General features: G+C 67.1%; 22 protein-coding genes. 15 read left to right on the forward strand and 7 right to left on the reverse strand.

Features of this window, described 5'->3' with window-relative positions:
- Positions 1 to 69: 69 nt before the first annotated feature.
- Together AB4Y36_RS13220 and AB4Y36_RS13225 are read left to right on the forward strand one after the other, a co-directional pair.
- Positions 70 to 960, forward strand: coding sequence for an alpha/beta fold hydrolase (locus AB4Y36_RS13220; protein ID WP_368683179.1), 891 nt, complete (start codon positions 70 to 72; stop codon positions 958 to 960).
- A gap of 15 nt (positions 961 to 975) precedes the next feature.
- The gene (locus AB4Y36_RS13225) at positions 976 to 2388 is read left to right on the forward strand and encodes a hypothetical protein (protein WP_368683180.1); all 1413 of its coding nucleotides are present in this window, start codon (positions 976 to 978) and stop codon (positions 2386 to 2388) included.
- Between the two features lie 38 nt (positions 2389 to 2426).
- On the opposite strand, the gene AB4Y36_RS13230 is transcribed toward AB4Y36_RS13225, so the two are convergent.
- Both AB4Y36_RS13230 and AB4Y36_RS13235 read right to left on the reverse strand, forming a co-directional pair.
- The gene (locus tag AB4Y36_RS13230; protein WP_368683345.1) at positions 2427 to 2699 is read right to left on the reverse strand and encodes a DUF4148 domain-containing protein; all 273 of its coding nucleotides are present in this window, start codon (positions 2697 to 2699) and stop codon (positions 2427 to 2429) included.
- Positions 2700 to 2858: 159 nt separating this feature from the next.
- The gene (locus tag AB4Y36_RS13235) at positions 2859 to 3053 is read right to left on the reverse strand and encodes a hypothetical protein (protein ID WP_368683181.1); all 195 of its coding nucleotides are present in this window, start codon (positions 3051 to 3053) and stop codon (positions 2859 to 2861) included.
- Between the two features lie 327 nt (positions 3054 to 3380).
- On the opposite strand from AB4Y36_RS13235, the gene AB4Y36_RS13240 reads away from it, so the two are divergent.
- Complete coding sequence (locus tag AB4Y36_RS13240; protein WP_368683182.1) at positions 3381 to 4517, forward strand: glutathione-independent formaldehyde dehydrogenase; 1137 nt, start codon at positions 3381 to 3383, stop codon at positions 4515 to 4517.
- An 88-nt stretch (positions 4518 to 4605) separates the two neighbouring features.
- On the forward strand, positions 4606 to 5469 hold the full coding sequence (locus AB4Y36_RS13245) for an SDR family oxidoreductase (RefSeq protein ID WP_069263077.1): 864 nt from the start codon (positions 4606 to 4608) through the stop codon (positions 5467 to 5469).
- 14 nt (positions 5470 to 5483) lie between these two features.
- On the opposite strand, the gene AB4Y36_RS13250 is transcribed toward AB4Y36_RS13245, so the two are convergent.
- Positions 5484 to 8174 carry an ATP-binding cassette domain-containing protein gene (locus AB4Y36_RS13250; protein ID WP_368683183.1) on the reverse strand — a complete coding sequence of 897 codons (2691 nt, stop codon included), beginning with the start codon at positions 8172 to 8174 and terminating at the stop codon, positions 5484 to 5486.
- 380 nt (positions 8175 to 8554) lie between these two features.
- On the opposite strand from AB4Y36_RS13250, the gene AB4Y36_RS13255 reads away from it, so the two are divergent.
- The 9 genes from AB4Y36_RS13255 to AB4Y36_RS13295 are packed head-to-tail and all read left to right on the forward strand — an operon-like array spanning position 8555 to position 18660.
- Positions 8555 to 9844 carry a glycosyltransferase family 4 protein gene (locus AB4Y36_RS13255; protein WP_368683184.1) on the forward strand — a complete coding sequence of 430 codons (1290 nt, stop codon included), beginning with the start codon at positions 8555 to 8557 and terminating at the stop codon, positions 9842 to 9844.
- Between the two features lie 12 nt (positions 9845 to 9856).
- Positions 9857 to 10513: a D-glycero-alpha-D-manno-heptose-1,7-bisphosphate 7-phosphatase gene (locus AB4Y36_RS13260; protein WP_368683185.1), complete on the forward strand. Its 657-nt coding sequence runs from the start codon at positions 9857 to 9859 to the stop codon at positions 10511 to 10513.
- The gene (locus AB4Y36_RS13265; protein ID WP_368683186.1) at positions 10510 to 11709 is read left to right on the forward strand and encodes a glycosyltransferase family 9 protein; all 1200 of its coding nucleotides are present in this window, start codon (positions 10510 to 10512) and stop codon (positions 11707 to 11709) included. The genes AB4Y36_RS13260 and AB4Y36_RS13265 overlap by 4 nt, the downstream gene beginning before the upstream one ends.
- Before the next feature lie 36 nt (positions 11710 to 11745).
- The gene (locus AB4Y36_RS13270; RefSeq protein ID WP_368683187.1) at positions 11746 to 13503 is read left to right on the forward strand and encodes a carbamoyltransferase; all 1758 of its coding nucleotides are present in this window, start codon (positions 11746 to 11748) and stop codon (positions 13501 to 13503) included.
- On the forward strand, positions 13500 to 14561 hold the full coding sequence (locus AB4Y36_RS13275) for a glycosyltransferase family 2 protein (protein ID WP_368683188.1): 1062 nt from the start codon (positions 13500 to 13502) through the stop codon (positions 14559 to 14561). The genes AB4Y36_RS13270 and AB4Y36_RS13275 overlap by 4 nt, the downstream gene beginning before the upstream one ends.
- Before the next feature lie 5 nt (positions 14562 to 14566).
- Positions 14567 to 15703 carry a glycosyltransferase family 9 protein gene (locus AB4Y36_RS13280; protein WP_368683189.1) on the forward strand — a complete coding sequence of 379 codons (1137 nt, stop codon included), beginning with the start codon at positions 14567 to 14569 and terminating at the stop codon, positions 15701 to 15703.
- Positions 15700 to 16656: a glycosyltransferase family 4 protein gene (locus AB4Y36_RS13285; protein ID WP_368618365.1), complete on the forward strand. Its 957-nt coding sequence runs from the start codon at positions 15700 to 15702 to the stop codon at positions 16654 to 16656. The genes AB4Y36_RS13280 and AB4Y36_RS13285 overlap by 4 nt, the downstream gene beginning before the upstream one ends.
- 37 nt (positions 16657 to 16693) lie before the next feature.
- Positions 16694 to 17737, forward strand: coding sequence for a UDP-glucuronic acid decarboxylase family protein (locus AB4Y36_RS13290; RefSeq protein WP_368602766.1), 1044 nt, complete (start codon positions 16694 to 16696; stop codon positions 17735 to 17737).
- The gene (locus tag AB4Y36_RS13295; protein ID WP_368683190.1) at positions 17716 to 18660 is read left to right on the forward strand and encodes a glycosyltransferase family 2 protein; all 945 of its coding nucleotides are present in this window, start codon (positions 17716 to 17718) and stop codon (positions 18658 to 18660) included. Before AB4Y36_RS13290 ends, AB4Y36_RS13295 begins: the two co-directional genes overlap by 22 nt.
- On the opposite strand, the gene AB4Y36_RS13300 is transcribed toward AB4Y36_RS13295, so the two are convergent.
- Positions 18649 to 19392 carry a PIG-L deacetylase family protein gene (locus tag AB4Y36_RS13300; protein ID WP_368683191.1) on the reverse strand — a complete coding sequence of 248 codons (744 nt, stop codon included), beginning with the start codon at positions 19390 to 19392 and terminating at the stop codon, positions 18649 to 18651. The two genes, AB4Y36_RS13295 and AB4Y36_RS13300, sit on opposite strands and share 12 nt — an antisense overlap.
- Before the next feature lie 133 nt (positions 19393 to 19525).
- Entirely contained in the window at positions 19526 to 20560 is a 1035-nt protein-coding gene (locus tag AB4Y36_RS13305; RefSeq protein WP_368683346.1) for a flavodoxin family protein, read from the reverse strand.
- Between the two features lie 282 nt (positions 20561 to 20842).
- On the opposite strand from AB4Y36_RS13305, the gene AB4Y36_RS13310 reads away from it, so the two are divergent.
- Positions 20843 to 21460 carry an SAM-dependent methyltransferase gene (locus tag AB4Y36_RS13310; RefSeq protein WP_368683192.1) on the forward strand — a complete coding sequence of 206 codons (618 nt, stop codon included), beginning with the start codon at positions 20843 to 20845 and terminating at the stop codon, positions 21458 to 21460.
- Between the two features lie 14 nt (positions 21461 to 21474).
- On the opposite strand, the gene AB4Y36_RS13315 is transcribed toward AB4Y36_RS13310, so the two are convergent.
- Positions 21475 to 22158: a glycosyltransferase gene (locus tag AB4Y36_RS13315; RefSeq protein WP_342949744.1), complete on the reverse strand. Its 684-nt coding sequence runs from the start codon at positions 22156 to 22158 to the stop codon at positions 21475 to 21477.
- Between the two features lie 343 nt (positions 22159 to 22501).
- Between AB4Y36_RS13315 and AB4Y36_RS13320 the strand changes: the two genes are divergently transcribed.
- Complete coding sequence (locus AB4Y36_RS13320; protein WP_368683193.1) at positions 22502 to 24031, forward strand: FAD-dependent oxidoreductase; 1530 nt, start codon at positions 22502 to 22504, stop codon at positions 24029 to 24031.
- 186 nt (positions 24032 to 24217) lie between these two features.
- Here the strand turns inward: AB4Y36_RS13320 and AB4Y36_RS13325 are convergent, their stop codons facing one another.
- Complete coding sequence (locus AB4Y36_RS13325) at positions 24218 to 24379, reverse strand: DUF1328 domain-containing protein (protein WP_069263066.1); 162 nt, start codon at positions 24377 to 24379, stop codon at positions 24218 to 24220.
- Between the last annotated feature and the right edge of the window lie 75 nt (positions 24380 to 24454).

Consider the following 24454-nt stretch of genomic DNA (forward strand, 5'->3'; position numbering starts at 1 on the left):
ACGGTTTGCTGTTGTCACTGCGATAGCGCTCGGCGCCCGCAAGCGGTGAGCGCACAGGAGCGTGCTGCCGTGCTCATTTTTCTCATCTGCCTGTCGTGCGTCTGCGTTGTCGCCCTCGTGTGGATGACGCTTGCCTGGCGCAGGCTCAAGCAAACCGCTGCCATCGACCGAGGCAGCCGCCGCCGCGGCATCGAAGGCGCCTTCGTGCAGGCTGGCCCATACCGCATGTTCTATCGAGTCGCACGCTGCCACGCGCACGCGCCCCGCCGATTGCCAGTGGTGCTGGTCCACGGCCTCGTCGTCTCGAGCCGGTACATGGAACCGCTCGCGTACGCGCTCAAGCGCGACTTTGACGTGTTCGCGCCCGACCTGCCCGGCTTCGGCGAAAGCCCGCTCGCGCGGAGGCGCGACGCGCTGAGCCTCGCGCAACTCGCCGATGCGCTGCATTTGTGGCTCAACGCATGCGGCGTGAAACGAGCGATGTTCGTGGGCAACTCCTTCGGCTGCCAGGTCCTCGCCGATTTCGCAGTGCGCTACCCGCAGGCGGTGGATCGCCTCGTTCTGCAAGCACCCACACCGGACCCTCGCGCCCGCTCGCTGCCGCGCCAGGCGTGGCGCGACTGGATCAACGGACTGCGCGAGCGTCCCCACACGCCGGCGAAGGCCGGCCGGATCGACTACGCGAAGGCGGGATTGTGGCGCGCGTTTGCCACCATGCGCATGCTGGTGCGCGAGCCCGTCGACGAGCGGCTCCCGCGCATCGCTGCGCCCGCACTTGTCGTCGTGGGCACGCGCGACCCCGTCGCGCCGCTCGGGTGGGGCGCGGAGGCCGCGCGCAAACTGCAGCACGGCAGGCTGATGACGATAGAAGGCGGCACGCACACACTCAATTACGCCGCGCCCAATGCGTTCGCGTTTGCGATCACACCGTTTCTCAAGGCCGGTGCCGTTGGCGTTTAGCAAGGGAGCACTTCAATGAACAAGCCGCCGCCGGGCATCGCCCGTTTCGATTCCGCCGCCGCCATGGCCCAGGCACTGGCGAGCATGTTGCACGGAAGACGTTTTTCGAGCCCCAGCCAGTCGCCCCTGCTCGACCGCCTCATGCCCGCAATCAATGCGCTGCCGAAACGCCAGCGCGAATGGGCCTATATCGTCGGCGGCATGAGCGAGGGCATCGATCCTCGCCGCGCGAAGAGCCTCGACGTCGAACGCATTGCGCAGTGGCTTGCCGACCTTTATCCGCAAGTCCCCCGCCGCTGCGCGTTTATCGGGTCGTCGAACGGTGCGATGATCCATCTCGCGGCCGCGCTGCGCGCACCCTGGCTGCCGCAAACCTTTCTATGCCCGGTCCGCGCGCCGTTCAGCGATCCCGATGATGCCCAGCGGGGCTTCGACACGAGCCGGCGCATCACGGAAGCCCTGCTCGCCGCCGACGATCGCATTGCCGTTCATCATATGCACGATCCCAACCAGGACCGTCTGATGTTGCATGGCATGCGCTATTTCCGGCTCAAGTTTCGACGCCTGCCGCTCGCGTTTCGCGAGTTCCTGCTCGGCAATCTGGAACGCGGCGGGACCCTCTACGTGGTGAACTGCACGCGCGATTGGGCAGTCACCCGCACGAGCGAGCGTTCGGTGTTCCAGTTCGGCGCCACGGGTGGCGCGAGCGAAGACGAATATCTGCACGGCAGCGAGCGCGTGCGCGCGTTTCTCGCGCACTACGGCAGCGTGCGCACACGGTGGGACCCCCCGGCTCCCGACGCGCGTGCCCCGGAAGCCGAGTGGGGCTTCGACGCCGTTCTGCGCGACGATCTCGCCGAGCTGGCCGGGCCAATGCAATGGCGCATCGTCGAGATCCGTTTTGAGGAACCCGAAGCGCTGAGCTTCGCGACCGCGGCTGTTTATCGGCGCTGGTATCAGGAAAGCGTGATCGAGACGCGCCGCCTTCTCGTCGACTCTTTCTTGCTGATGGATCCGCTCACGACGCTCGAGATTCACGCCATACCGTTCTGGCTGCTGTTCGGTGTCGAGCCCTCGGCCGACGCCCTGCAGCGCTTCCTCGACAGCACGCCCGCATTCGAGGACATCGACATGACGCTGTTCTCCCACGGCACGCAAAGCATCGGGCTCGCGCCGATCTCGCGCTGGCGAGCGCTGCTGGCCCACGCCGCTCACGAGGGGCGCTTCGCGGGGGTCGATAGCGAGCGCTACCCACGCGATTTCGCCACATTCGAGCGATACGGGCGGGCACTCGCGCAGTTGAAGCCGCGGCTCGGGCCGCCCTCGCCGCTCGAACCCGCGCACTTCGAAGCCTTGCTCGCCGAATTTGGCGAACCTTTCGGTGTGCAGTGCGAAACGACCACGCGCCCCGTGAGCGCCGAAATGTGACCTGGGGCGCAGGACCACGTCCACGCCACGAGCGCCATCTATTGGCTCGCGCTACCAGGCGTCGCCGCCTTTCTTTCGGCGTTCTGAATATCGTTCGGATAATTTGGATCGTTTCCCGCAGCCGGGTTATATCCATTTTCTTCGAGCTTCTTCAGTTCCGCGTTTCTTTGCGCTCGCGCCTGCTTGCGTGCTTCCTTGCGTTGCGCCTTCGATGTGCTCCCATTCGCTGACGCGTCAGGCGCGCTCGTCTGCGCGGCAGCTACGCCGGGCGCTAACGCGATCGAAAGCACCGTCATTGTCGTGACTAGCATGGAATGCGGCTTTGCCATCTCACTCTCCCTGATAAAGATACTCGATTGGCGGACGTCCGCGAGGGCGCAACCATCGCACCGGCCGCCTCGATTACGCCTGCAAAGGCGTTCTGCGTGACCACGCCCATGGCCCGCGATCAGCGCGCGGGGCACGCAATTTCAGGACGTCTTCTGCGTCGTTCCCGGTGGTATGGGATTCTTTTCCTGGGTGGACGGCAACTCGTTCTCAGACGCTTCGTGCTTGCTCTTCTCGCTCTCGTCGCGCTTCTCCTGTCTCGTGCGTGCAGGCGGCGCAGTGTTGCGCCGCCCGGCTTCAGGCGATTGCGCGGGGCGCGTACCGGATTCATCTTGCATTGTCGACCTCCTTTCAGTATGGCGCGTCGTCCCGAACAGAAATTAGAGCGCTCTTCGGTCCGGTCGATCCAGTTCTCGATCAGGCTCGCCGTGGCGACGTGGTCCGGCTGTGTGCGCACCGGTTGTGCCTGGAGGCCGCTTCGCACTGGGGGGGGGCCGGCAGCGGCGTCGGAGCCCTCGCGCCCACCGCTGCCGCTTGATATCCCTGGCCGCCGGCTCATGGGAACGGTCAATGCGCCTGCAACGGGTGCACGCATTCGCGATGAGGCGAAACACCGCGTGCGCCAGGCCAACTGCGCGCAGCGCGCGCTTCCCGAGGAGAGTCACGTGAAAGCTGTCGTCTACGAAGGTCCGCGTAAAGTCACCGTCAAAGCTATGCCGGACGCAAAGATAGAGCGCCCTACCGACGTGCTCGTCAAGATCACCAGCACCAATATCTGCGGCTCCGACCTCCATATGTACGAGGGACGCACCAGCATGGAAACCGGCCGCATCCTTGGCCACGAAAATCTGGGCGTGGTGATCGAGGTGGGTTCCGCCGTCGTGCGCGTGAAGGTGGGCGACCGCGTCTGCATGCCATTCAACATCGGCTGCGGGTTCTGCAAGAACTGCGAGCGCGGGCTCACCGGCTTTTGCCTGACGGCCAATCCGGGCATGGCGGGCGCGGCGTACGGCTTCGCCGACATGGGTCCGTACAGCGGCGGTCAGGCCGAACTGCTGCGCGTGCCGTTCGGCGACTTCAACTGCCTGCGCCTGCCGCCCGATGCCGAGGAAAAGGAGAACGACTACGTGCTCCTGTCCGACATCTTCCCGACCGGCTGGCATGCGACCGTGCTCGCGGGCGTGCAGCCCGGCGACAGTGTCGCCATTTATGGTGCGGGACCCGTCGGTCTCATGGCGGCGCTCTCGGCCCAGGTCCAGGGCGCAAGCAAAATCATGGTCGTCGATACCCACCCGGACCGTTTGCAACTGGCGGAAAAGCTCGGCGCGATTCCCATCGACGACAGCGACGGCAACTCCGCCGAGCGCATCGTCGAAATGACCGGCGGCGAAGGCGCCGACCGCGGCTGCGAGTGCGTGGGGTATCAATGCACCTGCCACGGCCGCGAAGTGCCGAACCTGACGATGAACAATCTCGTGAAGGCTGTGCGGCCGACGGGCGGCATCGGCGTGGTGGGCGTATTCGTGCCGAAGGATCCGGGCGCACAGGACGAGTTGGCGAAGAAGGGGCAGTTGGCTTTCGACTTCGGCCAGTTGTGGATGAAGGGACAGCACATCGCCACGGGTCAGGCCAACGTGAAGGCGTATAACCGCAAGCTGCGCGATCTCATCGCGGCAGGCAAAGCACGCCCCTCACGGATCATTTCGCATACCTTACCGCTCGAGCAAGCGCCCGATGCCTACCAGCAGTTCGACGCGCGCAGCGAGGGCTGGACCAAGGTCGTGCTCAAGCCCGCCGGCTGACCGGAGCCTCGCGGGGCGTGCGGCATATGTCTTGCGCTTCGCGCGGTACGCAGAAAACATGCAACGTCATTTCGAAGAGGTAAGGACCATGAACGAACATCGCCCCGCCCCGCCCATGCCCGATCAGCAGCAGGACCGCACGCCCGGGCGCACCGCACCTATGGACCCGCAACCCGATCACGGCGAAAAGAGTTATCGCGGGTCGGGACGGCTTGCCGGCAAGGTCGCCCTCGTCACGGGCGGCGACAGCGGCATTGGCCGCGCGGTATGCATCGCGTTTGCGCGCGAGGGCGCCGACGTGGCCATCGCGTACTACGACGAGCACGACGATGCGAAGGAAACGGCGCGCTGGGTGGAAGACGCCGGACGCCGCGCGCTCCTTCTGCCCGGCGACATCCGCGACCGTGCGTGGTGCCGCGAGCTCGTGAGCAAGACCGCGCGCGAGCTGGGCAAGCTCGACATACTCGTGAACAACGCCGCGTACCAGATGACGCACGAGTCGATCGAATCGATCAGCGACGAGGAATGGGATCGCACCTTCGATACCAATATCGGCGCCATGTTCCGCATTTCACGCGAGGCGGTCGCGCTCATGCAGCCGGGCGCTGCCATCATCAATACCGCGTCGATCAACGCGGACAAGCCCAAGCCCACACTGCTCGCCTATGCCGCCACGAAGGGCGCGATCCAGAACTTCACCGGCGGTCTCGCCCAACTCGTGGCCGGGCGCGGCATCCGTGTGAACTGCGTCGCGCCGGGGCCGATCTGGACACCGCTCATTCCGTCGACCATGCCGGCCGAAGACGTGCGCGACTTCGGCAAGGCGACGCCAATGGGGCGGCCAGGGCAACCTGCGGAGCTAGCCGGTGCGTATGTGCTGCTCGCGTCGCACGAGGGCAGCTACATCTCTGGCGCCACTGTTGCGGTGACGGGCGGCACGCCGCTCATCTAGACGGCGGGCCGGAGTCAGTGGCTGGCGCCGGCGCTTTCGTTACCGCCTTGCGTTGCCGCGACGATCGCGGCGAGCAGCGCCGGCACCGCAACTGGCTTGGTGAGCCGCGCGGCGAACAGGCTGCGTTCTTCGCCGGGGGAATCGGCGCGCGCAACCTGGCCCGTCATGGCGATGGCAGGAAGCGCTTTGCCTGCATAGTCGCCGCCCGCTTCCATGTCTCGTAGCGCTGCGACGATTTGCGTTCCGTCTTCGCCGTCTAGCTGCAAGTCGCACAGCAGTACATCTGGCCACCTGGCGCGCGGCGTCTCGCGCAACCCGGCGAGCCATCGCGCACCGCTGCTTTCGAGCTGCACGATCGCCCCATGCAATGTGAGCGCAGCTTCCAGCGCATCGCGCGTTTGCTCTTCGTCGTCGAGCACGGCTATGCGCAGTCCGGCGAGTTCGCCGCCGCGCTCCGCGGTGCGCTCGGGCAGCAGCGCATGCAGCGGCAGCGCCACGGCGTAGCGCACGCGGCGGCCTTCGGGATCTAGCGTGAGACTCGCGCCCGCCTTGCGCAGCAGCGCTTCGATACGCGCGAGGGCGCTGTCGTCGAGCGGTGCGGGACGCGCGCCGCCCGCCACGCCGAGCAAAACCGTATTGGCGCTGCGCCGCGCGGCCAGTTGCACGCCGCGCGTTTCTCGCGTGGCCCCTGCCGAGGTAACAGAAGCCGCGATCGACGCCGCATTCTGCACTTCGTTCTCCACCAGCAGCGTGAGGGCCACCAGCAACGCGTCGCCGTTCGCGACAGTGGCATAGAGCCCGTCGTCGGGTTGCGTGACGAGCCGCGCCGCCGCTTCGCCCAGCGAATCACGAACACGCTCGGCCACCCGTGCAAGCAGGTTCGCCACGTTCACGGGCGTCGTCACGAGCCGCCGCTCGGCGTGCTCGAGATCGTCCTGCTGCCATTGCATCGCCCACATCTTCGCGTACACGCCCTGGCGGGCGAGCAGCGCGTCGTGCCGCCCCTGTTCGACGATTCGGCCGTGCTCCATCACGAGGATCAGATCCGCGTCGACGATCGTCGAAAGACGATGCGCGATCACGATCGTCGTGCGCCCGTGGGCGAGGCGCTGCAGCTCGTTCTGGATCGCTCGCTCCGAGCGCGTATCGAGCGCCGAGGTCGCTTCGTCGAACACCATGATGCGCGGGTTCTTGAGAATCGCGCGTGCGATTGCGATGCGCTGCCGCTCTCCGCCCGACAGGCGCACGCCGCGCTCGCCCACACGCGTTTCGTAGTGGTCGGGCAGACGCTCGATCAACTCGTCGAGCTGGGCCGCGCGCGCGGCGCGCACGACATCCGCCCGGGTGGCGTCGGGCTGGCCGTAGGCGATGTTGTACGCGATGGTCTCGTTGAACAGCACCGTGTCTTGCGGCACGATGCCGATCGCTTCGCGCAGGCTCGACTGCGTGGCGTGCGCAATATCGTGGCCGTCGATGGAGATGGTCCCGCGCTGAGGCTGATAGAAGCGGAACAGCAGCCGGATCAGCGTGGATTTGCCTGAGCCGCTGCCGCCCACCACGGCAACGGTGCGCCCTGGCTCGGCCAGGAACCCCACATCGTGCAGCACGGGCCGCCCCGCGTCGTAGCCGAAATCGACGTGCCGGAATGCCACCTCGCCTTCGCGCACGACTAGCGCGCTCGCTCCGGGCATGTCCTCATCCTCGCCCGGCGTGCCGCGCGCACAGAGGATGGCGAAGAGCCGCTCGACATCGACGAACGCATCGTTGGCCTCGCGAAACACGAAGCCGAGTGTATTGAGCGGTGCGCACACCTGAATGATGTACGCGTTGATGAGGATGAGGTCGCCCACCGTCATCGCGCGAGTCAGCACGTTCTGCACGGCGATCACCATCACCGCCGCAATACCTGCCGCCACCACGCCGCTCTGGCCCACGTGCAGCACGGTCAGCGCGCGCTGATTCGCCGTGCGCGCAAGGACCCAGTCGTCGAGCACGGTGCGCAGCCGAGCGACTTCGTGCTGCTCCGTCGAAAAGTACTTCACCGTGTCGTGATTGAGCAGGCTGTCGACGAGCCGGCCGTCCGCCTGCGCCTCCAGCGAGTTCACCGCGCGCTGGAACGCGAGCCGGCGGCGGGTGTAAATCGCGGTCCATGTCCCATAGCACGCAAAGGTCCCGGCGATGGCGAGCACAAAGGCGTTGTCGTAGTGCGACGCGACGATCGCCACGACCACGGCGATTTCGAACATCGTGGGCAGCACTGAAAAGAGCGCGGTGCCAAGCAGGAAGCCCAGTCCGTCCGCACCCTTCTGGACGTCCCGCACGATCGCACCCGTTTCGCGCTGCGCATGAAAGCGCGCGCCCAGCCGGTGCAGCTGAGCGAACGTGCGTTCGCGCAGCGTGGCCACTGCGCGTTGCACGACGATGCTGAACGCCACATCGCGTGCCTCGCCGAGCGCGTCCGACAGGAAGCGCAGCAGCGCATAGACGATCGCGAGCAGCGCCGGCAGCGCCGCCAACGAGTGAATGTGGCCGAGATCGTCGATCAGATGCTTGAGCGCGATCGGCACCGAAATGGCACCGAGGCGCGCCAGAATCATCAATGACGCCGCCGCTGCGCTCGCGCTGCGGTGCCGCCACAGCGCTTCGCCGAGCGTGCGCAGGATGCGCGAGCGCACGGCGCGCCGGCTGGGCGTTGCTCCATTCATCGCGCGGCTGCCCCCAAAGTGATACTGAAGCGGACCGTTGCGCAATCGACGCTCCCGCGGCGCGCAGCCCGCCGACAACGCCCGGGGCGTTGTCGAAACGTCTTGCCGCCTGGTGTAAAAGCGCGTCGCCTCTTTGGCAGATGCGTTTTGGTATTCGTCACGGCTGAGCGGCGCCGATGCGGAAGGTCCACAGAGGCCCGTTTCGAGCAATACACGCGAGGTTCGCGCACCGCGCCGCCCCCGGTTCCTGTGCACGTCCAATCAACGGCACAGCAAATGCGCTTACGCCGTTGCACCGGGTGCAACATTCGAGCAGTTCTTTCCGCGCCCCCTTTGAACGCGACACACAGCTCGCCATCCACTTCTCGCGAGGACACGTCATGAAAATCGCACTCGTCAGTGAACACGCGTCGCCGCTCGCCGTGGCGGGCGGCGTCGATACCGGCGGACAGAACATCTACGTCGCGCATGTCGCGCGTCAACTCCAGCGCGCCGGACATCAGGTCGACGTCTTCACGCGGCGCGACCGCGCCTTGCTGCCGCCCGTTCTGGAGATGGACGGCGTACGCGTGATTCACGTCCCCGCCGGGCCGCCCATGCAGCTGCCCAAGGAACTACTGCTGCCCCACATGCCCCGGTTCGCCGAGTTTCTCGTGGACTTTTGCCGCGCCGAAAGGCGTCCCTACGACGTCATTCACGCCAACTTCTTCATGTCGGGCCTGGCGGCGCTCGCGGTCAAGGACGCGCTTCATGTGCCGCTCGTCATGACGTTCCATGCGCTCGGACGCGTGCGGCGCCTCCACCAGGGTGCGAACGACGGCTTTCCCGATGAGCGCTTCGCGATCGAAGACGAGCTCGTGCGACGCGCGGACTGTATCGTTGCCGAGTGTCCGGCCGATGAAGCCGATCTCGTCGAGCACTATCGCGCCGACCCCGCGCGGATTGCCGTCATTGCCTGCGGCTTCGATCCCGACGAGTTCTCGCCCGTGGACCGCCGGCAGGCGCGCCGCCGACTGGGCTGGCCCGCCGGCGAATTCTGCGTGCTGCAACTCGGCCGCCTCGTGGAGCGCAAGGGCATCGACAACGTCGTGCGCGGTGTGGCCGCGCTCGAGGCGCGCCACGGCGTGAAAGCCCGGCTCTACGTCGTGGGCGGCGACGCGCAAACGCCCAACGAAATCGCCACACCCGAGATCGCCCGCCTGCGCGGCATTGCGCACCGCTGCGGGATCGAGCCGCGCGTGACCTTCGTGGGCCGCCGCGAGCGCTCGCAGTTGCGCGACTTCTATAGCGCCGCCGACGTCTTCGTGACCACGCCGTGGTACGAGCCGTTCGGCATCACGCCCGTGGAGGCAATGGCGTGCGCCACGCCCGTAATCGGGGCGGATGTGGGTGGTATTCGCCATTCGGTGCGTCACGGCGAAACGGGCTGGCTCGTGCCGCCGCGCGACCCCCAGGCGCTCGCCGAGCGCCTGTTCGCCATTCATGGCGACCCCGCGCACGCCCGCGCGATGGGCGAAGCGGGACGCAAGCGAGCCCAGACGTACTTCACGTGGCGGCAGATCGGTCTCGAACTCGAAGACGTCTATGCGCAGCTTGCCGGAGTGCGCCTCGACACGCGCGAGGACGCGAGGGAAAGCACCCAGGGCCGCGTGCTGCGCGCCGTGGGTTGAGGAGCGAACCGTATGCTGAACCGAACCACCGGGCCCCGAGGGTTGCTCGCTACCCGCCCAGCGGTGTTCCTGGACAAGGACGGCACGCTGCTCGAAGACGTGCCGTACAACGTCGAGCCCTCGCGTATGCGTTTTGCCCCGGGCGCCGCGCAGGCGCTCGCGCTGCTCGCGCGAACGCCATTACCGCTATTCGTGGTGAGCAACCAGCGCGGCGTTGCGCTGGGGCGCTTCGCGCACGAGGCGCTCGGCGACGTGGAGGCGCAATTGCGCCGCATGTTCGCCGGCTGCGGCGCCACGCTGCAGGCTGCGTACTGGTGCCCGCACGACCCGCTCGGCCATGTGGCGCCCTATGCGTGCAACTGCACCTGTCGCAAGCCTGCGCCCGGCATGCTGCTGCACGCGAGCCGCGAGCATGGCATCGACCTCGCGCGCAGCTGGATGGTCGGCGACATCCTCGACGACGTGGAAGCGGGCAATCGCGCAGGTTGCCGCGCGATCCTCGCCGATTGCGGCAACGAGACCGAGTGGCAAAGCGCGCCGGCGCGCCTGCCCTACGCGATCGTCGCGGATCTGCACGAGGCCGCGCAGGTGATCGTGGAGCGTTATGAGCACGAACGGCGCGTGCGGGCGGCAACGCGCCACGGTGCACAGGAGGAGGCGCTGCGATGAACGGAACCGCCTTTGCGATCGCGCCGCGCGATGCGCACGCGCGCTCGCCCCGCCGCCAGCCTGCAAGCGAGCCCTGGGGGGCCGAGGTGCAGCGCATTCTCTGCGTGCGCCTCGATCAACTAGGCGACGTGCTGATGACCACGCCCGCAATGCACGCGCTGCGCGAAAGCGCGCCGCGCCGTCATATCACGCTGCTGACTTCGGCCGCAGGCGCGGCCATGGCGCCCTATCTGCCCGACGTGGACGACGTCATCGAATACGACGCGCCGTGGGCCAACGGCGCTCACGGATCGGCCGAAGGACACGCCGACGGCGCGGGCAACGAAGACGCCGTGCTCGCGCGCGTGCGCGCCGGACGCTTCGACGCCGCGGCGATCTTCACGGTCTACAGCCAGAATCCGCTGCCGGCTGCAACGCTGTGCTTCTTCGCGGGGATCGAGCGGCGTCTCGCGCATTGCCGCGAGAATCCTTACGCATTGCTGACTAACTGGCTGCCGGAGCGCGAGCCGCAGACGGACGTGCGCCACGAAGTCGAGCGGCAGCTCGCGCTCGTGCGCAGCGTGGGCGCCGATCTCGCCGACCCGGCCGATTCACGCATGCGCCTGAGCGTGGACCCCGCCGCGCGCATCACGCTCGCGCAGAAGCTGCGCATGCATGGCGTCGATCCTGCCGAGCCTTGCATCGTCGTGCATGCGGGCGCGAGCGCGCCTTCCCGGCGGTATCCCCCGGCGCTCTTCGCCGAAGCGCTCGATCTGCTCGCGCCCACAGTGCGTTGCCCGTTCCTGCTCACCGGAAGCCTCGGGGAAAGCGCGTTGACGCGCGACGTGATGCGTTTCTCGCGTTCTCCGGGCAGCACGCGTCTGGTCGATCTCGCGGGAGCGCTCACGCTCGCCGAATTGATCGCATTGCTCGACCAGGCTTCACTGCTCATCGCCAACAACAGCGGACCGGCGCATCTGGCCGCCGCGCTCGGCAAACCCGTGGTCGATCTCTACGCGCTCACGAATCCGCAGCACTCGCCGTGGATGACGCCGCACCGCCTGCTCTATCGCGACGTGGCGTGCCGATGGTGCTATCGCGGCGAGTGCCCCGAAGGCCACCACGCCTGCCTGCGCGGCGTGCCCCCGGGCGACGTCGCGCGAGCGGCGCGCGAACTGCTCGAGGAAGCCGGCGCGCTCGTGCCGCAGCCCGCCTGACCCCTGCAACCCACCGCCCGCAACGGGAGCCCGTTCATGTACACACTCGGAATCAATGCCGTTTATCACGACAGCGCCGCGGCGCTGGTCCATGACGGCGTGGTGATCGCCGCCGCCGAAGACGAGCGCTTCACGCACGTCAAGCACGCCAAGCGTCCCGTGCCGTTCTCGACATGGCAACTGCCCTTCGACGCCATCGACGCCTGCCTCAGGGAAGCCGGCATCACGCTAGCCGACGTCGATCACGTTGCCTACTCCTACGACCCGGCTCTCTTTCCGGATATGCCGACCCGGCCCGGCGCGACCATCGCGTTGCCGCTCGACCCCTCGCGCGCGCGCATGGAAGCCAACGCGTCGCCATGGGATCCGCTCTTTCTCAGCTATATCGTGAACGCGAAGGCGCAGTTGCTGGACGGCGCGCCGCATCATCTGCGCAAGCGCTTTGCGGGCGTGGACCGCGAAAACGGCTTCGTCTGGCATAACGTCGAGCACCACCTCGCTCACGAAGCGAGCGCGTTTCTCGCAAGCCCCTTCGACGCATGCGCCGTTCTGACCATGGACGGTCGCGGCGAAGGCGTCACCACGAGCCTCGGCGAATTTCGCGACGGCAAGTACAAGCGCATCACCCAGGTGGAGTTGCCGCATTCGCTCGGACTCCTCTACGAAGCCGTGACAGGCTGGCTCGGCTTCCTGCATTCTTCCGACGAGTACAAGGTCATGGCCCTCGCCTCGTTTGGCGAACCGGCCTATGCCGATCAGTTCCGCGAAATCGTGCAGTACAACGGCAATGGCCATTACACCGTCGCCGACCCGCACCTCGTGGACCGCTTCGGCGTGCCGCGCGAACGCGGCGGCCCGCTGGAGCAGCGGCATTTCGATATCGCCGCCTCGCTGCAACTCGTGCTGGAAGAAACGGTGCTGGAGATGGCGCGCTGGCTCCATACGCGCACGGGACTGCCGAAGCTGTGCATGGCGGGCGGCGTAGCGCTGAACTGCGTGATGAACTCGTATGTGCGAGATAACGGCCCGTTCGACGACATCTGGGTGCAGCCCGCCGCGGGCGACGCAGGCACCGCGCTCGGCGCGGCGCTCTGGACCGACTACCGCTTGCGCAGCGAGGCGGCGCAAGCCGCAGGCGAACGCGCGGAACGCCGCTGGCAGATGGACCACGCCTACCTCGGGCCGGCGTTCGACGACGAGACCATCGAGCAGTTCCTGCGCTGGTCGAAAACGCCCTACCGGCGGCTCGACAACATCGCCGAGGAAGCCGCGCAACTGCTCGCCGACGGCGATGTGATCGGCTGGTATCAGGGCCGCACGGAGTTCGGCCCGCGTGCGCTCGGCGCCCGTTCGATACTCGCTTCGCCCGTCGATCCCGGCATGCAGGCGAAGCTCAACGAGATCAAGGACCGCGAGGACTTTCGGCCGGTCGCGCCGGTCGTGCTGGAAGAGCGCGCCGCGCAATGGTTCGTGGGCGCGAGGCGCGCGCCGTTCATGCTGTTCATCTTCGACGTGCAGCCCGGGAAGGCCGAACGCATTCCCGCCGTGCGCCACGTGGACGGCACCGCGCGCATTCAGACCGTAAACCGCGACCAGCATCCGCTCTACTACGACCTGATCGCGGCGTTCGAACGGCGCACCGGCGTGCCGGTGCTCGTCAACACGTCGTTCAATACCCGCGGCGAGCCGATGGTCAACTCGCCGCGCGACGCGCTCGAATCGTTCTGGACCTCGCCGCTCGATGCGCTCGTGATCGGCCCCTTCCTCGTGCGCAAGAGCGAGGCACGCGCATGAGACCCGCCGACGTCGAGTTGCGCGAGCCGCGGCCCATCGGCGCGGAGGAACCCCAGTTCGATGGCTATGCGGGCGCATTGCTCGAACACCTGCGCATTGCCGTGGTCGTGCCGACGTACCAGCGCGCGACGCTGCTCGGACAGTGCCTCACCGCACTGTGCGCGCAGGATCTCTCGCCTGACGACTATGAAATCGTCGTGTGCGACGACGGACCGGACGACGAGACGCGCGCGACGGTGGAACGCATGGCGGCGATGCAAGCCCCCCGCGGTCTGGCGATCCGTTACGTGCCAGTGCGCGCCACCCAAGGGCCGGCCGCGGCGCGCAATGCGGGCTGGCGCGCGGCGCGCGCGCCGCTCATCGCGTTCACCGACGACGACACGATTGCCGACCCCGGCTGGCTGCGCGCGGGGCTCGCCGCGCTCGCGCACGCGCAAGCCGCCGCGGGCCGCATCGTCGTACCGCTGGGCGTGGCACCGAGCGATTATGAGCGCGACGCAAGCGGCCTTGCGCACGCCGAATTCGCTACGGCCAATGCGTTCGTGCAGCGCGCGACGCTCTCGCAGATCGGCGGCTTCGACGAGCGCTTCACAGCGGCGTGGCGCGAGGATTCGGACCTGCAGTTCGCATTGCTGCAGGCGGGCGCGAGTGTAGTACGCGCCGACGATGCCGTGGTCGTGCACCCTGTGCGTCCCGCGCGCTGGGGTGTGAGTCTCGCGCAGCAGCGCAAGAGCCGCTTCGAGGCGCTGTTGTTCCGCAAGCATCCGGCGCTGTATCGCGAGCGCATCGGGGCGGGGCCGCCGCTCCTTTACTACGCGGTGCTGATCAGCGTACTCGTGCTGCTAGCTTCTCTCGCCCGGGGTCAGCCGAGGGTCGCCCTGGCTGCGTTCGCCGCATGGATCGCCTGCACCGCTGCGTTCTGCGTACGCCGCTTGCGCGGTACGCGTCGCGACGCGCTCCATGTAGCCGAAATGATCTGGACGTCGCTGTGGATTCCGTTTCTTTCGATTTTCTGGCGGCTCCAGGGAGCCGCCAGTTACCGCGTGTGGTTCCTCTAACGGATGTGCCCATGCCGACTCTGCTCGACGCCCTCGCCCCCCGCCGCATCGTGATCTTCCGCGCGCTGCAGCTCGGCGACATGCTCTGCAGCGTGCCCGCGTTGCGCGCGTTGCGTGCAGCCTGCCCCCGCGCGCACATCGCCCTCGTCGGTCTGCCGTGGTCAGCCGATTTCGTGGCGCGCTACCCCACGCTGGTCGACGAGCACATTGTCTTTCCCGGCGCGCGCGGCTTTCCCGAACAGGCCGAGGACGAGCGCGGCCTGCCTGCGTTTCTCGACGCGATGCGCATGCGCCGCTTCGATCTCGCGATCCAGCTCCATGGCAGCGGAGGTGTGGCAAACGTGCTGGTCGACGAGTTCGGCGCGCGCGCGCTCGGAGGCTTTAGCCAGCCCGGCGAAGCGCCGCCGCCCGGCTGTTACCTGCCGTGGCCCGACGCGCTGCCCGAGCCGCAGCGCTACCTCGCGCTGATGCACGCGCTGGGCGCGCGAGGCCATGCGCTGCGCGACGACACCCTCTGGTTTCCGCTCTACGACGCGGACTACGCTGCGTGCGACGACCTCGTCGAGCGCTTTGGACTCCACCCCGGGCGGCTCGTGCTCGTGCATCCGGGTGCGCAGCTGCCCTCGCGGCGCTGGCCGGCCCAGCGCTTTGCCGCCGTTGCCGACGCGCTCGCCTTCGACGGCTGGCAGATCGCCGTGACCGGCACCGCGGGCGAACGCGAGTTGACCGCGAGCGTACTGGGCGGCATGACGCAGACGGCTCATCATCTCGCGGGCGAAACCACGCTCGGTGCGCTGGCGGCGCTCGTGCGCCATGCCCGGCTCGTGCTCTGCAACGACACGGGCATTTCGCATGTGGCGGCCGCCATGCGCACGCCGAGCGTGGTCGTCGCCTCAGGCAGCGACACGCGGCGCTGGGCGCCGCTCGACCGCGCCCGGCACCGCGTGCTCGCCGACTGGCCCGCTTGCCGCCCCTGCTCGTTCCACGCCTGCCCGTATGGCCACCCTTGCGCGCTCAACGTGAGCGCCGAGCAGGTCGCGGCCGTTGCGCAAGCGCACTTGCTCGATACCCACCGCATGCCCGGCTTCGCAGCCCGGGGAAGCGTTGCCCCCATGCCGATGAGGAGGACCCCGCCATGCTGATGCGAAACACGCGGCCCTTGCGTGTGCTCACCTGGCACGTACACGGCAACTATCTTTATTACCTTACGCAGGCGCCGCACGACTTCCATGTCGTGACCAAACCGGGGCGCCCGTCGGGCTACGCGGGCCGCGCGGGTGTGCTTCCCTGGGGCGCGAACGTCCATGAGGTCGTGGCCGAGGACGTCGCCTCGAATGAGTTCGACGTAGTCGTGTACCAGCAGCGCAGCCATTGGGAGCATGACCGGTTCGAGCTGCTGAGCGACGCGCAGCGCCGCTTGCCGCGCGTGTATATCGAGCACGACCCGCCGCAGGAGGCGCCGTTTGCGCAGCGGCACTGGGTAGACGACGGCGGCGCGTTGCTCGTGCACGTCACGCCGTTCAACGCGCTCATGTGGGACAGCGGCGCGACGCCCACGCGCGTGATCGAGCATGGCGTGCTCGTGCCTGAAGGCGCGCGCTACACGGGCACGACGCCGCGCGGCATCGTCGTCGTCAATCATCTGCGCGAACGGGGGCGGCGGCTCGGCGCGGACGTGTTCGCGCAGGTTCGTCACAAGGTGCCGCTCGATCTCGTGGGCATGGAGGCGCAAAGCCTCGGCGGCATCGGCGAGATTTCGAATGTCGAGCTCGCGCAGTTCGTGTCGCGCTACCGCTTCTTCTTCAATCCGATCCGCTGGACGAGCCTCGGTCTGGCCATTGTCGAGGCGATGATGGTCGGACTGCCCATTGTCGGGCTCGCCACGACGGAACTCGCAAGCGTGATACGCGACGGCGAGAACGGCTTCGTCGATACGCGCATCGATCGCCTGGTCGACTGCATGCGCACGCTCATCCGGGAACCTGCACTCGCACGGCGCCTCGGCGAAGGCGCGCGGCGCGGCGCGCTCGAACGCTTTTCCATCGATCGCTTCGCGCACGACTGGGATCTCGCGTTGCGAGAAGTGACCGCGTAAACGCGTGGCTTGCAGCGCTTTTCAAAGGACGGCAAACGTGAAAGAACTCATCCGCAAACGCATTCTCGTCACCGGCGGCGCAGGCTTTCTCGGCTCGCATTTGTGCGAGCGGCTAGTGGCGCTGGGCCACGACGTGCTGTGCGTCGATAACTTCTATACCGGCTCCAAGCGCAACGTGGCGCATCTGCTCGACAACGCCAACTTTGAACTGATGCGCCACGACGTCACCTTTCCGCTCTACGTGGAAGTGGACGAGATCTACAACCTCGCCTGCCCCGCCTCGCCGGTGCACTACCAGCACGATCCGGTGCAAACGACCAAGACGAGCGTGCACGGCGCGATCAACATGCTCGGGCTCGCCAAGCGCGTGCGGGCGAAACTGCTGCAGGCCTCCACCAGCGAAGTCTACGGCGACGCGCGCCGCCATCCGCAAACCGAGGACTACTGGGGCCACGTGAATCCCATTGGCCCGCGCTCGTGCTACGACGAAGGCAAGCGCTGCGCCGAAACGCTGTGCATGGACTACATGCGCCAGCATGGCCTCGACATTCGCATTGCGCGGATCTTCAATACGTACGGACCGCGCATGCATCCCCGCGACGGCCGCGTCATCTCGAACTTCGTCATGCAGGCGCTGGGCGGCGAGCCGCTGACCGTCTATGGCGACGGATCGCAAACGCGCTGTTTCTGCTACGTGGACGATCTGATCGACGCCCTCGTACTGCTGATGAGTCGCGCAACGCCCCCGGACGGCCCCGTGAATATCGGCAACCCGCAGGAAATCTCGATGCTCGACACGGCCCGCCGCGTGATCGCCGCCGCGCAGTCGAGCTCGGAGATCGCCTTTGCGCCGCTGCCCGTGGACGATCCGTGCCGCCGTTGCCCTTCCATCGAACGCGCGCGCGCGCTGCTCGGCTGGTCGCCGCACACATCGTTCGATGCCGGCTTGAGCGCGACCATCGCGTATTTCCAGCGCGAGATCGCAAGCGCTGATCCACGAGGCTTGCTCGCGAGCACCGCCGCGGCAGCGGCGAAGACGAACCGTGTGGAGACGCAGGTATGCAAGGTCTCTTCTTCCTGAACCGGCGCATCAGCGTGGTCGTGCTCACGCACAACCGGCGCGCCGAAGTCATGCGCACGGTCGCCTCGCTGTTGCGTCTGCCGGAGCGGCCCGAAGTCATCGTGGTGGATAACGGCTCGACCGACGGCACGCCAAACCTGCTCGCGCAGACGTATCCGGGTTTGCGCGTGCTGCGCTGCGAAGCCAACCTCGGCGCAGCCGCGCGCAATGCGGGCGCCGCCCGCGTGACGACAGACTATGTGGCGTTCAGTGACGACGACACCGACTGGCAGCCGGGGTCGCTTACGCGCGCTGTCGAATTGCTGGACCGCCATGCGCGCATTGGCGTGCTCACGGCGTCCGTGCACGTGGGCGAGGAAGACACACTCGATCCAGCCTGCGCATTGATGGCCGCGAGCCCATTGGCGCATGCGACTCATCCTCTGCCGAATCTGGTCGGCTTCATGGCAGGTGCATGCGTGTTCCGCGCCGCGCTCTTCAACGCGCTGGGCGGTTATGAACCGCGTCTTTTCATCGGCGGCGAGGAAGCATTGCTTTCGCTCGATGTCTTGCAAGGCGGCCACGATATTGCTTATGCGAGCGAACTCGAAGTGCACCATCGGCCTTCGCTCGCGCGTGACAGCGCGCTGCGCCGCCGAATGCTGGCGCGCAATGCCGCGCTCGTTGCGTGGCTGCGTCTGCCCTGTGGCGAAGCGCTGACGGCGACGTGGCGGGCACTCGGCGGCGCGTGCCGTGCGGGACGGCCAGGCGAGGATCTTCGTGAGCTTTGGCGGGGCATAGGCTGGGCCCTGCGCCGCCGACGGCCCGTTGCTGCGCGCGTGCTGCGCATGCGCGCGGCCGTGCGGGAGGCAGAAAAAAACCGTGGCGATCGCGCGCCGCGGGGGGCCGTCGAGCACGCGGACACGTCGCCTTCAGATTGGTAGTGGAGGCGCTGTGCCTACGTATGCAGGCCGCTCCACCTGCCAGTAACGCTCGGGCCGCTCCACATCCGGCGGAAACGGCCCAAATGCACGCATCTGGCTCGGATACGCCCCCACTGCGCGCCGCTTGATCGCCGCGAGCCGCCGAGCCGGATACCGGCCGAACGCCTGCGCGCGCATCGGGCTCACCCGCAAGCGCTCTGCTTCGAGGCGCTGGAAGCCTGCATCGAGCACACCGGGCATAGCGCGGTAAATCGCGTCCTCATAGGCGATATATCGTTTAATGCGCTCCGTTTGCAGCAGCGAACGGCACGCGGCGCCCACGAGTTGATGATCGGAATGCCACAGGCCGAACGGGCACACGGGCAGCCAGGCGCCGAAACGCGCGAACTGCTCGGCCAACGCGTGCGCAACGTCCGCGACGTCGGGCGTCGCGCCGTACTGTCCATCCAGAAAATCCAGCCACAACGGCGTCGCGCCACACAGCGCAAGCGCGCGCTCGTCCTCCCGCTTGCGCGCGCGCACGGCTTCGTGCGCATCGGCAAAGCCGCTGGCTTCATCCCATTGCGTATGCATCGGCGTGGCGGGTTCACCCGCGAACACCGTGCAAACGATCGAACCAGGGCACCTTGCGATGAGACCTGCGCAGCCGAGCACCGCGTCGTCCAGATGTGGCGAAACCACAATCAGCCGTGGCGCGCCGTCGCTCATGTCGTGAGGCAGAGCAATCGACATCGTTTCTCCTTTTGGGCTCCAGACGCCCAATGGCATGCACGTGATATGGCGCGGTGGTGCCCCGGATCGTATCGCTTGCAGCGCTTGCACGTAGCTTCTACAACTGCATATGGCTGTGCAATGCTGATCTGATTCATTTCGCACGCGGCGGCTCGATACCTTCGTCGGCGCGATGCAGCTTGCCCGCGCGGAGCGCGACCACCGCTTTTCCCACCGCGCGCGCCACGTTGGCCACCTCCTGCTGGAAGCGCACGTCGGCGTCGAGTGCGTCATGTGAGCTCGCGTAGGGTTCGTAGTAGCCCACCATGCGATCGATGCGCGCCGACGCGCCCGCGTCGACCCATCCCATCCAGTCGAGCCAGTCGGCAAGCGCGCGGCGCGTGTCCTCGATGCCTGCCACATCGCCATGCACGATCGCGCCGTACGCTCGTCCCGCAAGATGCCTGGGATAATGCCAGCCCGCCAGTTCAAGCGCTTTCGCTTCGTCCGGATGCTTGCCGTGAGTCGAGGAGGGATCGGGATTGCCGCCGTCCGCGCATACGAGTCGGTCCATCATTAGCTTGAGCGGGCTACTCACCTGATACCAGTACACCGGCGTCACGAAAATCGCGCCGTGGCAGGCCGCGAAGCGCTCGTAAATCTCCGCCATCCAGTCGTTGACCTGACCGAGCGAATGGTTCGGATAGCAGCTGCACGGCCAGTGGCATAGCGGCATTGCCGTGGAAACACAGCCCTTGCACGGATAAATGTGAAGGTCGGGTTCGGCAGCGAGGCGCGAGAGGTCGAGCATGTCGGCTTCGATGCCGGCCTGCGTCAGTTCATGCTCGCAGATCTGCGCGAGCCGAAAACTCTTCGACATCTCTCCCGGGCACGTATAGTCATTGCGCGACGACGCATTCACCACGATCACGCGGGAGCGCGTGCCGCTCTCCCGCTGGCGCCGCTGCGCGGCTTCAAGGCGCTGGTGCGTGAGGCGCCATTCGGTGGAGAGGTCATAGTCGGGGTCGGCGTAACCCTCTCCCGCCTTCGCGGTCAGCGGCGCCTTGCGTCCTTCGCTATAGGCATCCCAGGCAATCGTTTCGAGGCGCGCGAGCGCGGCGTCTTCGGCACGAAACGCGGGATCGTGATAGCGGGCCATAAAACGCGCCCGAAACGCCTCGCGCGACAGACCTTGCATCATCTGTCCTTTTCGCACCCGCGGCGTGCGTACTTCCGCCGGCTTCTGTTTCATGATGGATCCCTTGTCGATACGGCTTGTCGAACGCCTCTCCTGCGCAATTGGCGTTCCGGCCCGGCCCGTTGCCATGGCGCGCCGACGTGGGCGCGCGGGTTGCGGAACGATGTTTGCGTGCACACCTGGGCGCCGCCGCTGTGCCGCGCTCGCCGGCGCGGTCCTCGAGTCCGGCGAAGACTGGCGGCAGCGCTAGAACCCGCGATCGCAAGGATAACGATGGACCGTCCCCCCACATCGCTCGCCAGCTATTTCGACAGCAAGTTCGCCGCGAACCCCGATCCATGGCACTACCGCGACAGCTGGTACGAGGCGCGCAAGCGCGCGCTGCTGCTCGCGTCGCTGCCGCGCGAGCGTTATCGCATGGCCTTCGAGCCGGCTTGCGCAATCGGAGCCTTGTCCGCCGACCTGGCGCGGCGTTGCGAGCATCTGGTTTGCGCGGACTTCTCGCCTCGCGCCGTCGCCGCGGCACAAGAGCGCCTTGCCGCGTTCGCGAACGTGGACGTGCACGCGCTTGCCATGCCGCGCGACTGGCCCGCCGGACAGTTCGACTTGATCGTGATGAGCGAATTCGCGTACTACCTGAACGCAAGCGACTGCACTTCGCTCGCCACGCTAGCCGCCTCCTCGCTCGCTGGCGATGGCACGCTGGCATGCTGCCACTGGCGTCACGGCGGCGAGACGTGGATGCTGCAAAGCGCCCAGGTGCACGGCATCTTCGCGCAGGCGGCGGCAGACGCCGCGCTGCATGCGGTCGTTCAGATCGAAGACACGGATTTCCTGCTCGATGTCTGGAGCCGCGATCGGCTCAGTGTCGCGCGCCGCGAACGCGCGTGAAGACACGCTGAGACTCAAGGCGCAACCGACTGCTCGCTATCGTCCACGCCGTCCGCCCACGCGGCGAGCGTGTCGCCGAAGCCGCCGCGCGTACGCGCGTCGCGCCGCCCGCTGGTCACCACGCGCGGCGCCGCGCTCCATGCGAGCGTGGCGCCTGTCGCGATCAGCAGATCGACCAGCGCGACGTCTTCGCTGCAGGCAAGCGGCGGAAAACCGCCAGCGCGCAAATACGCGTGCGCCGCGACGCCCAGGTTTGCGCCATGAATGTGGCGATGCCCGTCCGCGTCGCGGTAGCGCCGTTCCCAGGTCGCGCGGGCGCAAGGCGCCAGCGCGCTCCAGTCGTCCACGCTCACGGGCCCGCACACGGCGTCCGCGGCAAGCGCGAGCTGCGCGGCAAGCCAGTCGGGCGCCACGTGACTGTCCGCGTCGGTGAAGGCCAGCCAGCGCGCGCCGCAGGCGAGCAAGGCCTCAGCACCGGCAGCGCGGGCGACGCCAACGTTGCGCGCTTCTATGCATAGGGCCTCGAACCCGAAGTCCGAGACGATCTCAGCCGATGCGTCCGTGCAGGCGTCGAGCACCACGAGCGGCCGAACCGCTTCGCCTCGCAGCGCAGGATGCGTCGCGGCGCACCGCACCGAGGCAAGACACGCGGCGATCAGGCCCGCTTCGTTGTGCGCAGGAATAATGACCCCGATCATTCGAACTCCATGGTATTGGCGTGACATTGCGTCATGCCACCCGAAGTTCCATCGTGGCGTACGCAGCAAAGGCCAGACTGCATGCGCACGCCGGATGCCTGCGCCGTCCGCCCCCATACCGGCGCCTGCGCGGCCTTCGACACCCGGGGTCGCACATGTCGACGCGTACGTACCGTTCTCGTCCACTCCTTCGCCGATGCCTCAGTCGAACCTTTTCGCAGCGTTGCGCCGGCCCCGCTCGCGCCCGGGCGCGGCATTGGCGCACGCGTCTCCCGGCACATCGATTGCGCTTGGGGTCCCACAGAAGAGACCGGAGCACGCTATGGCTGGATGGATCAAGGCAATGGATGTGGCAGCAGTGCCCCCGACGGCCATGCGGCGCATCGAGCTGGAAGGGGTCGCCGTGCTGCTCGTCAACGCGGGCGATCGCATCCGCGCATTCAGCGCGGACTGCCCGCATGCGGGCGCGCCACTCGAACAGGGCGCGCTGTGCGCAGGCCGCATCGTATGCCCATGGCACAAGGGCGTGTTCTCGATCGAAAGCGGCGCGTGTCTCGAACCGCCTGCACTGGAGGGGCTGACGTCGTACCCCGTGCGTATCGAAGGCGACGCCGTCCTCGTCGAACTCACGCCACAGCGTGCCGCCGCGCCTCGCACGCCCTCCGCGCACGCCAGGTCCGCCCGTCGTTTCGCGGTGATCGGCGGCGGTGCGGCGGGCGCAGCGGCCGTCGCCACGCTGCTGGAAAGCGAATTCGCGGGCGAGGTGACGATATTCGCCGCCGAGCCGCAAGTGCCCTACGACCGTACCTGTCTCAGCAAATTCGTGCCCGCCGGCGAGATGACGCCCGACGAGGTCCCGCCGATCCTGCCCGAAAGCGTGGCCCACGACAAGCGCTTGCGCGTCGAGCACAGAGCGGTCAAACACTGCGACGTCCAGACGAGACACGTCACACTAGCCGATGGCGACATGCATACCTTCGACGCCGTGCTCATCGCGAGCGGCTCGGTGGCAAAACGACCCGATATACCGGGCGCCGAACTTGGCAACCTGTTCACGCTGCGCAACCTGGCAGACGCCACAGCCATACTCCACGCGCTCGCGCCAACCGAGCGCGCCGTGGTGCTGGGTGACAGCTTCATCGGCCTGGAAACGGCCTCGGCATTGCGCAGACGCGGCGTCGAAGTCACCATCGTGTCCCCCGCAGGTGTGCCGCTGCAACGCGTGCTTGGCGAGCGTATCGGCGGGATGTTCCGCGACTGGCACGAATCCCACGGCGTGATGTTTCGGCGCGCGAAGGCGCTGCGCTTCAGCGGCGCGCGCGAGGTCGAAGCGGTCGAACTCGACGACGGCAGCGCGCTGCGCGCGAAGGCCGTGATCGTCGGCATTGGCGTGCGACCGGCTACGCACTTTGTCAGCGGCGCCGAGATCGGCGAGGACGGCGGACTCGATGTGGATGCGACGATGCGGGTCTGCGGCGAAACCTACGCGGCGGGAGATATCGCGCGATTCACGCTCAGCAGCGCGTTGGAAACGCCGCAGCGCACACGCATCGAACATTGGCGCGTTGCACAGCAACAAGGACGCATCGCGGCGCTCAACATGCTGGGCCAGACGGCAAGCTACGACGGCGTGCCGTTCTTCTGGACCCAGCACTACGACAAGCGCGTCGACTATCTGGGGCATGCCGGACATTGGGACGATCTGGTGATTGCCGGCCGCGCCGGGGACGATCGCTTTGGAGTCCTCTACGCTGAGTCGGGCCGCCTTCGGGCCGCACTCGCCTGCGGCTACGATCGCGAGATGGCGCTCATGAGCGAGCGCATGCGCAGGCCTCTATCCGTCGACGCAGCGCGCGGAATTCTGGGCTTTTGATCAGGCGAGCGCACCATTCGTTGCCGCTCGCGTGAGCGGCAACATGCCACGCCACGAGCGACGGTAATACTTTGTGCTCCCAGGCGATCAGGATCACGCCGCTCTGCACGAGCATATCGGCCATAAGCGCCGCGCCATCGTCTTTGCCGTACCCCGTTTCGTACCAAGACTCAAGGCGCTGATTCTTTAACGCCTGGTAAGTCCGAACAGCAAGCTCGCCAAAAAGAGGATCACGAAAATGACGAACAGAATTTTGGCGATACTCGCCGCGCCTGCGGCAATCCCACCAAACCCGAAGACAGCTGCGATGATGGCTATCACGAAGAAAACGATCGCGTAGTAAAGCATTGCCCGCTCCTTTGAAGTATGCCCACCAGAGCGCACCCTCTGTGCCTGGGCGCGCACCGCGAGGAACTGGGTGTC

It is taken from the genome of Paraburkholderia sp. BR10936, from assembly GCF_040965735.1.
GTDB classification, from domain to species: Bacteria; Pseudomonadota; Gammaproteobacteria; order Burkholderiales; family Burkholderiaceae; genus Paraburkholderia; species Paraburkholderia nodosa_A.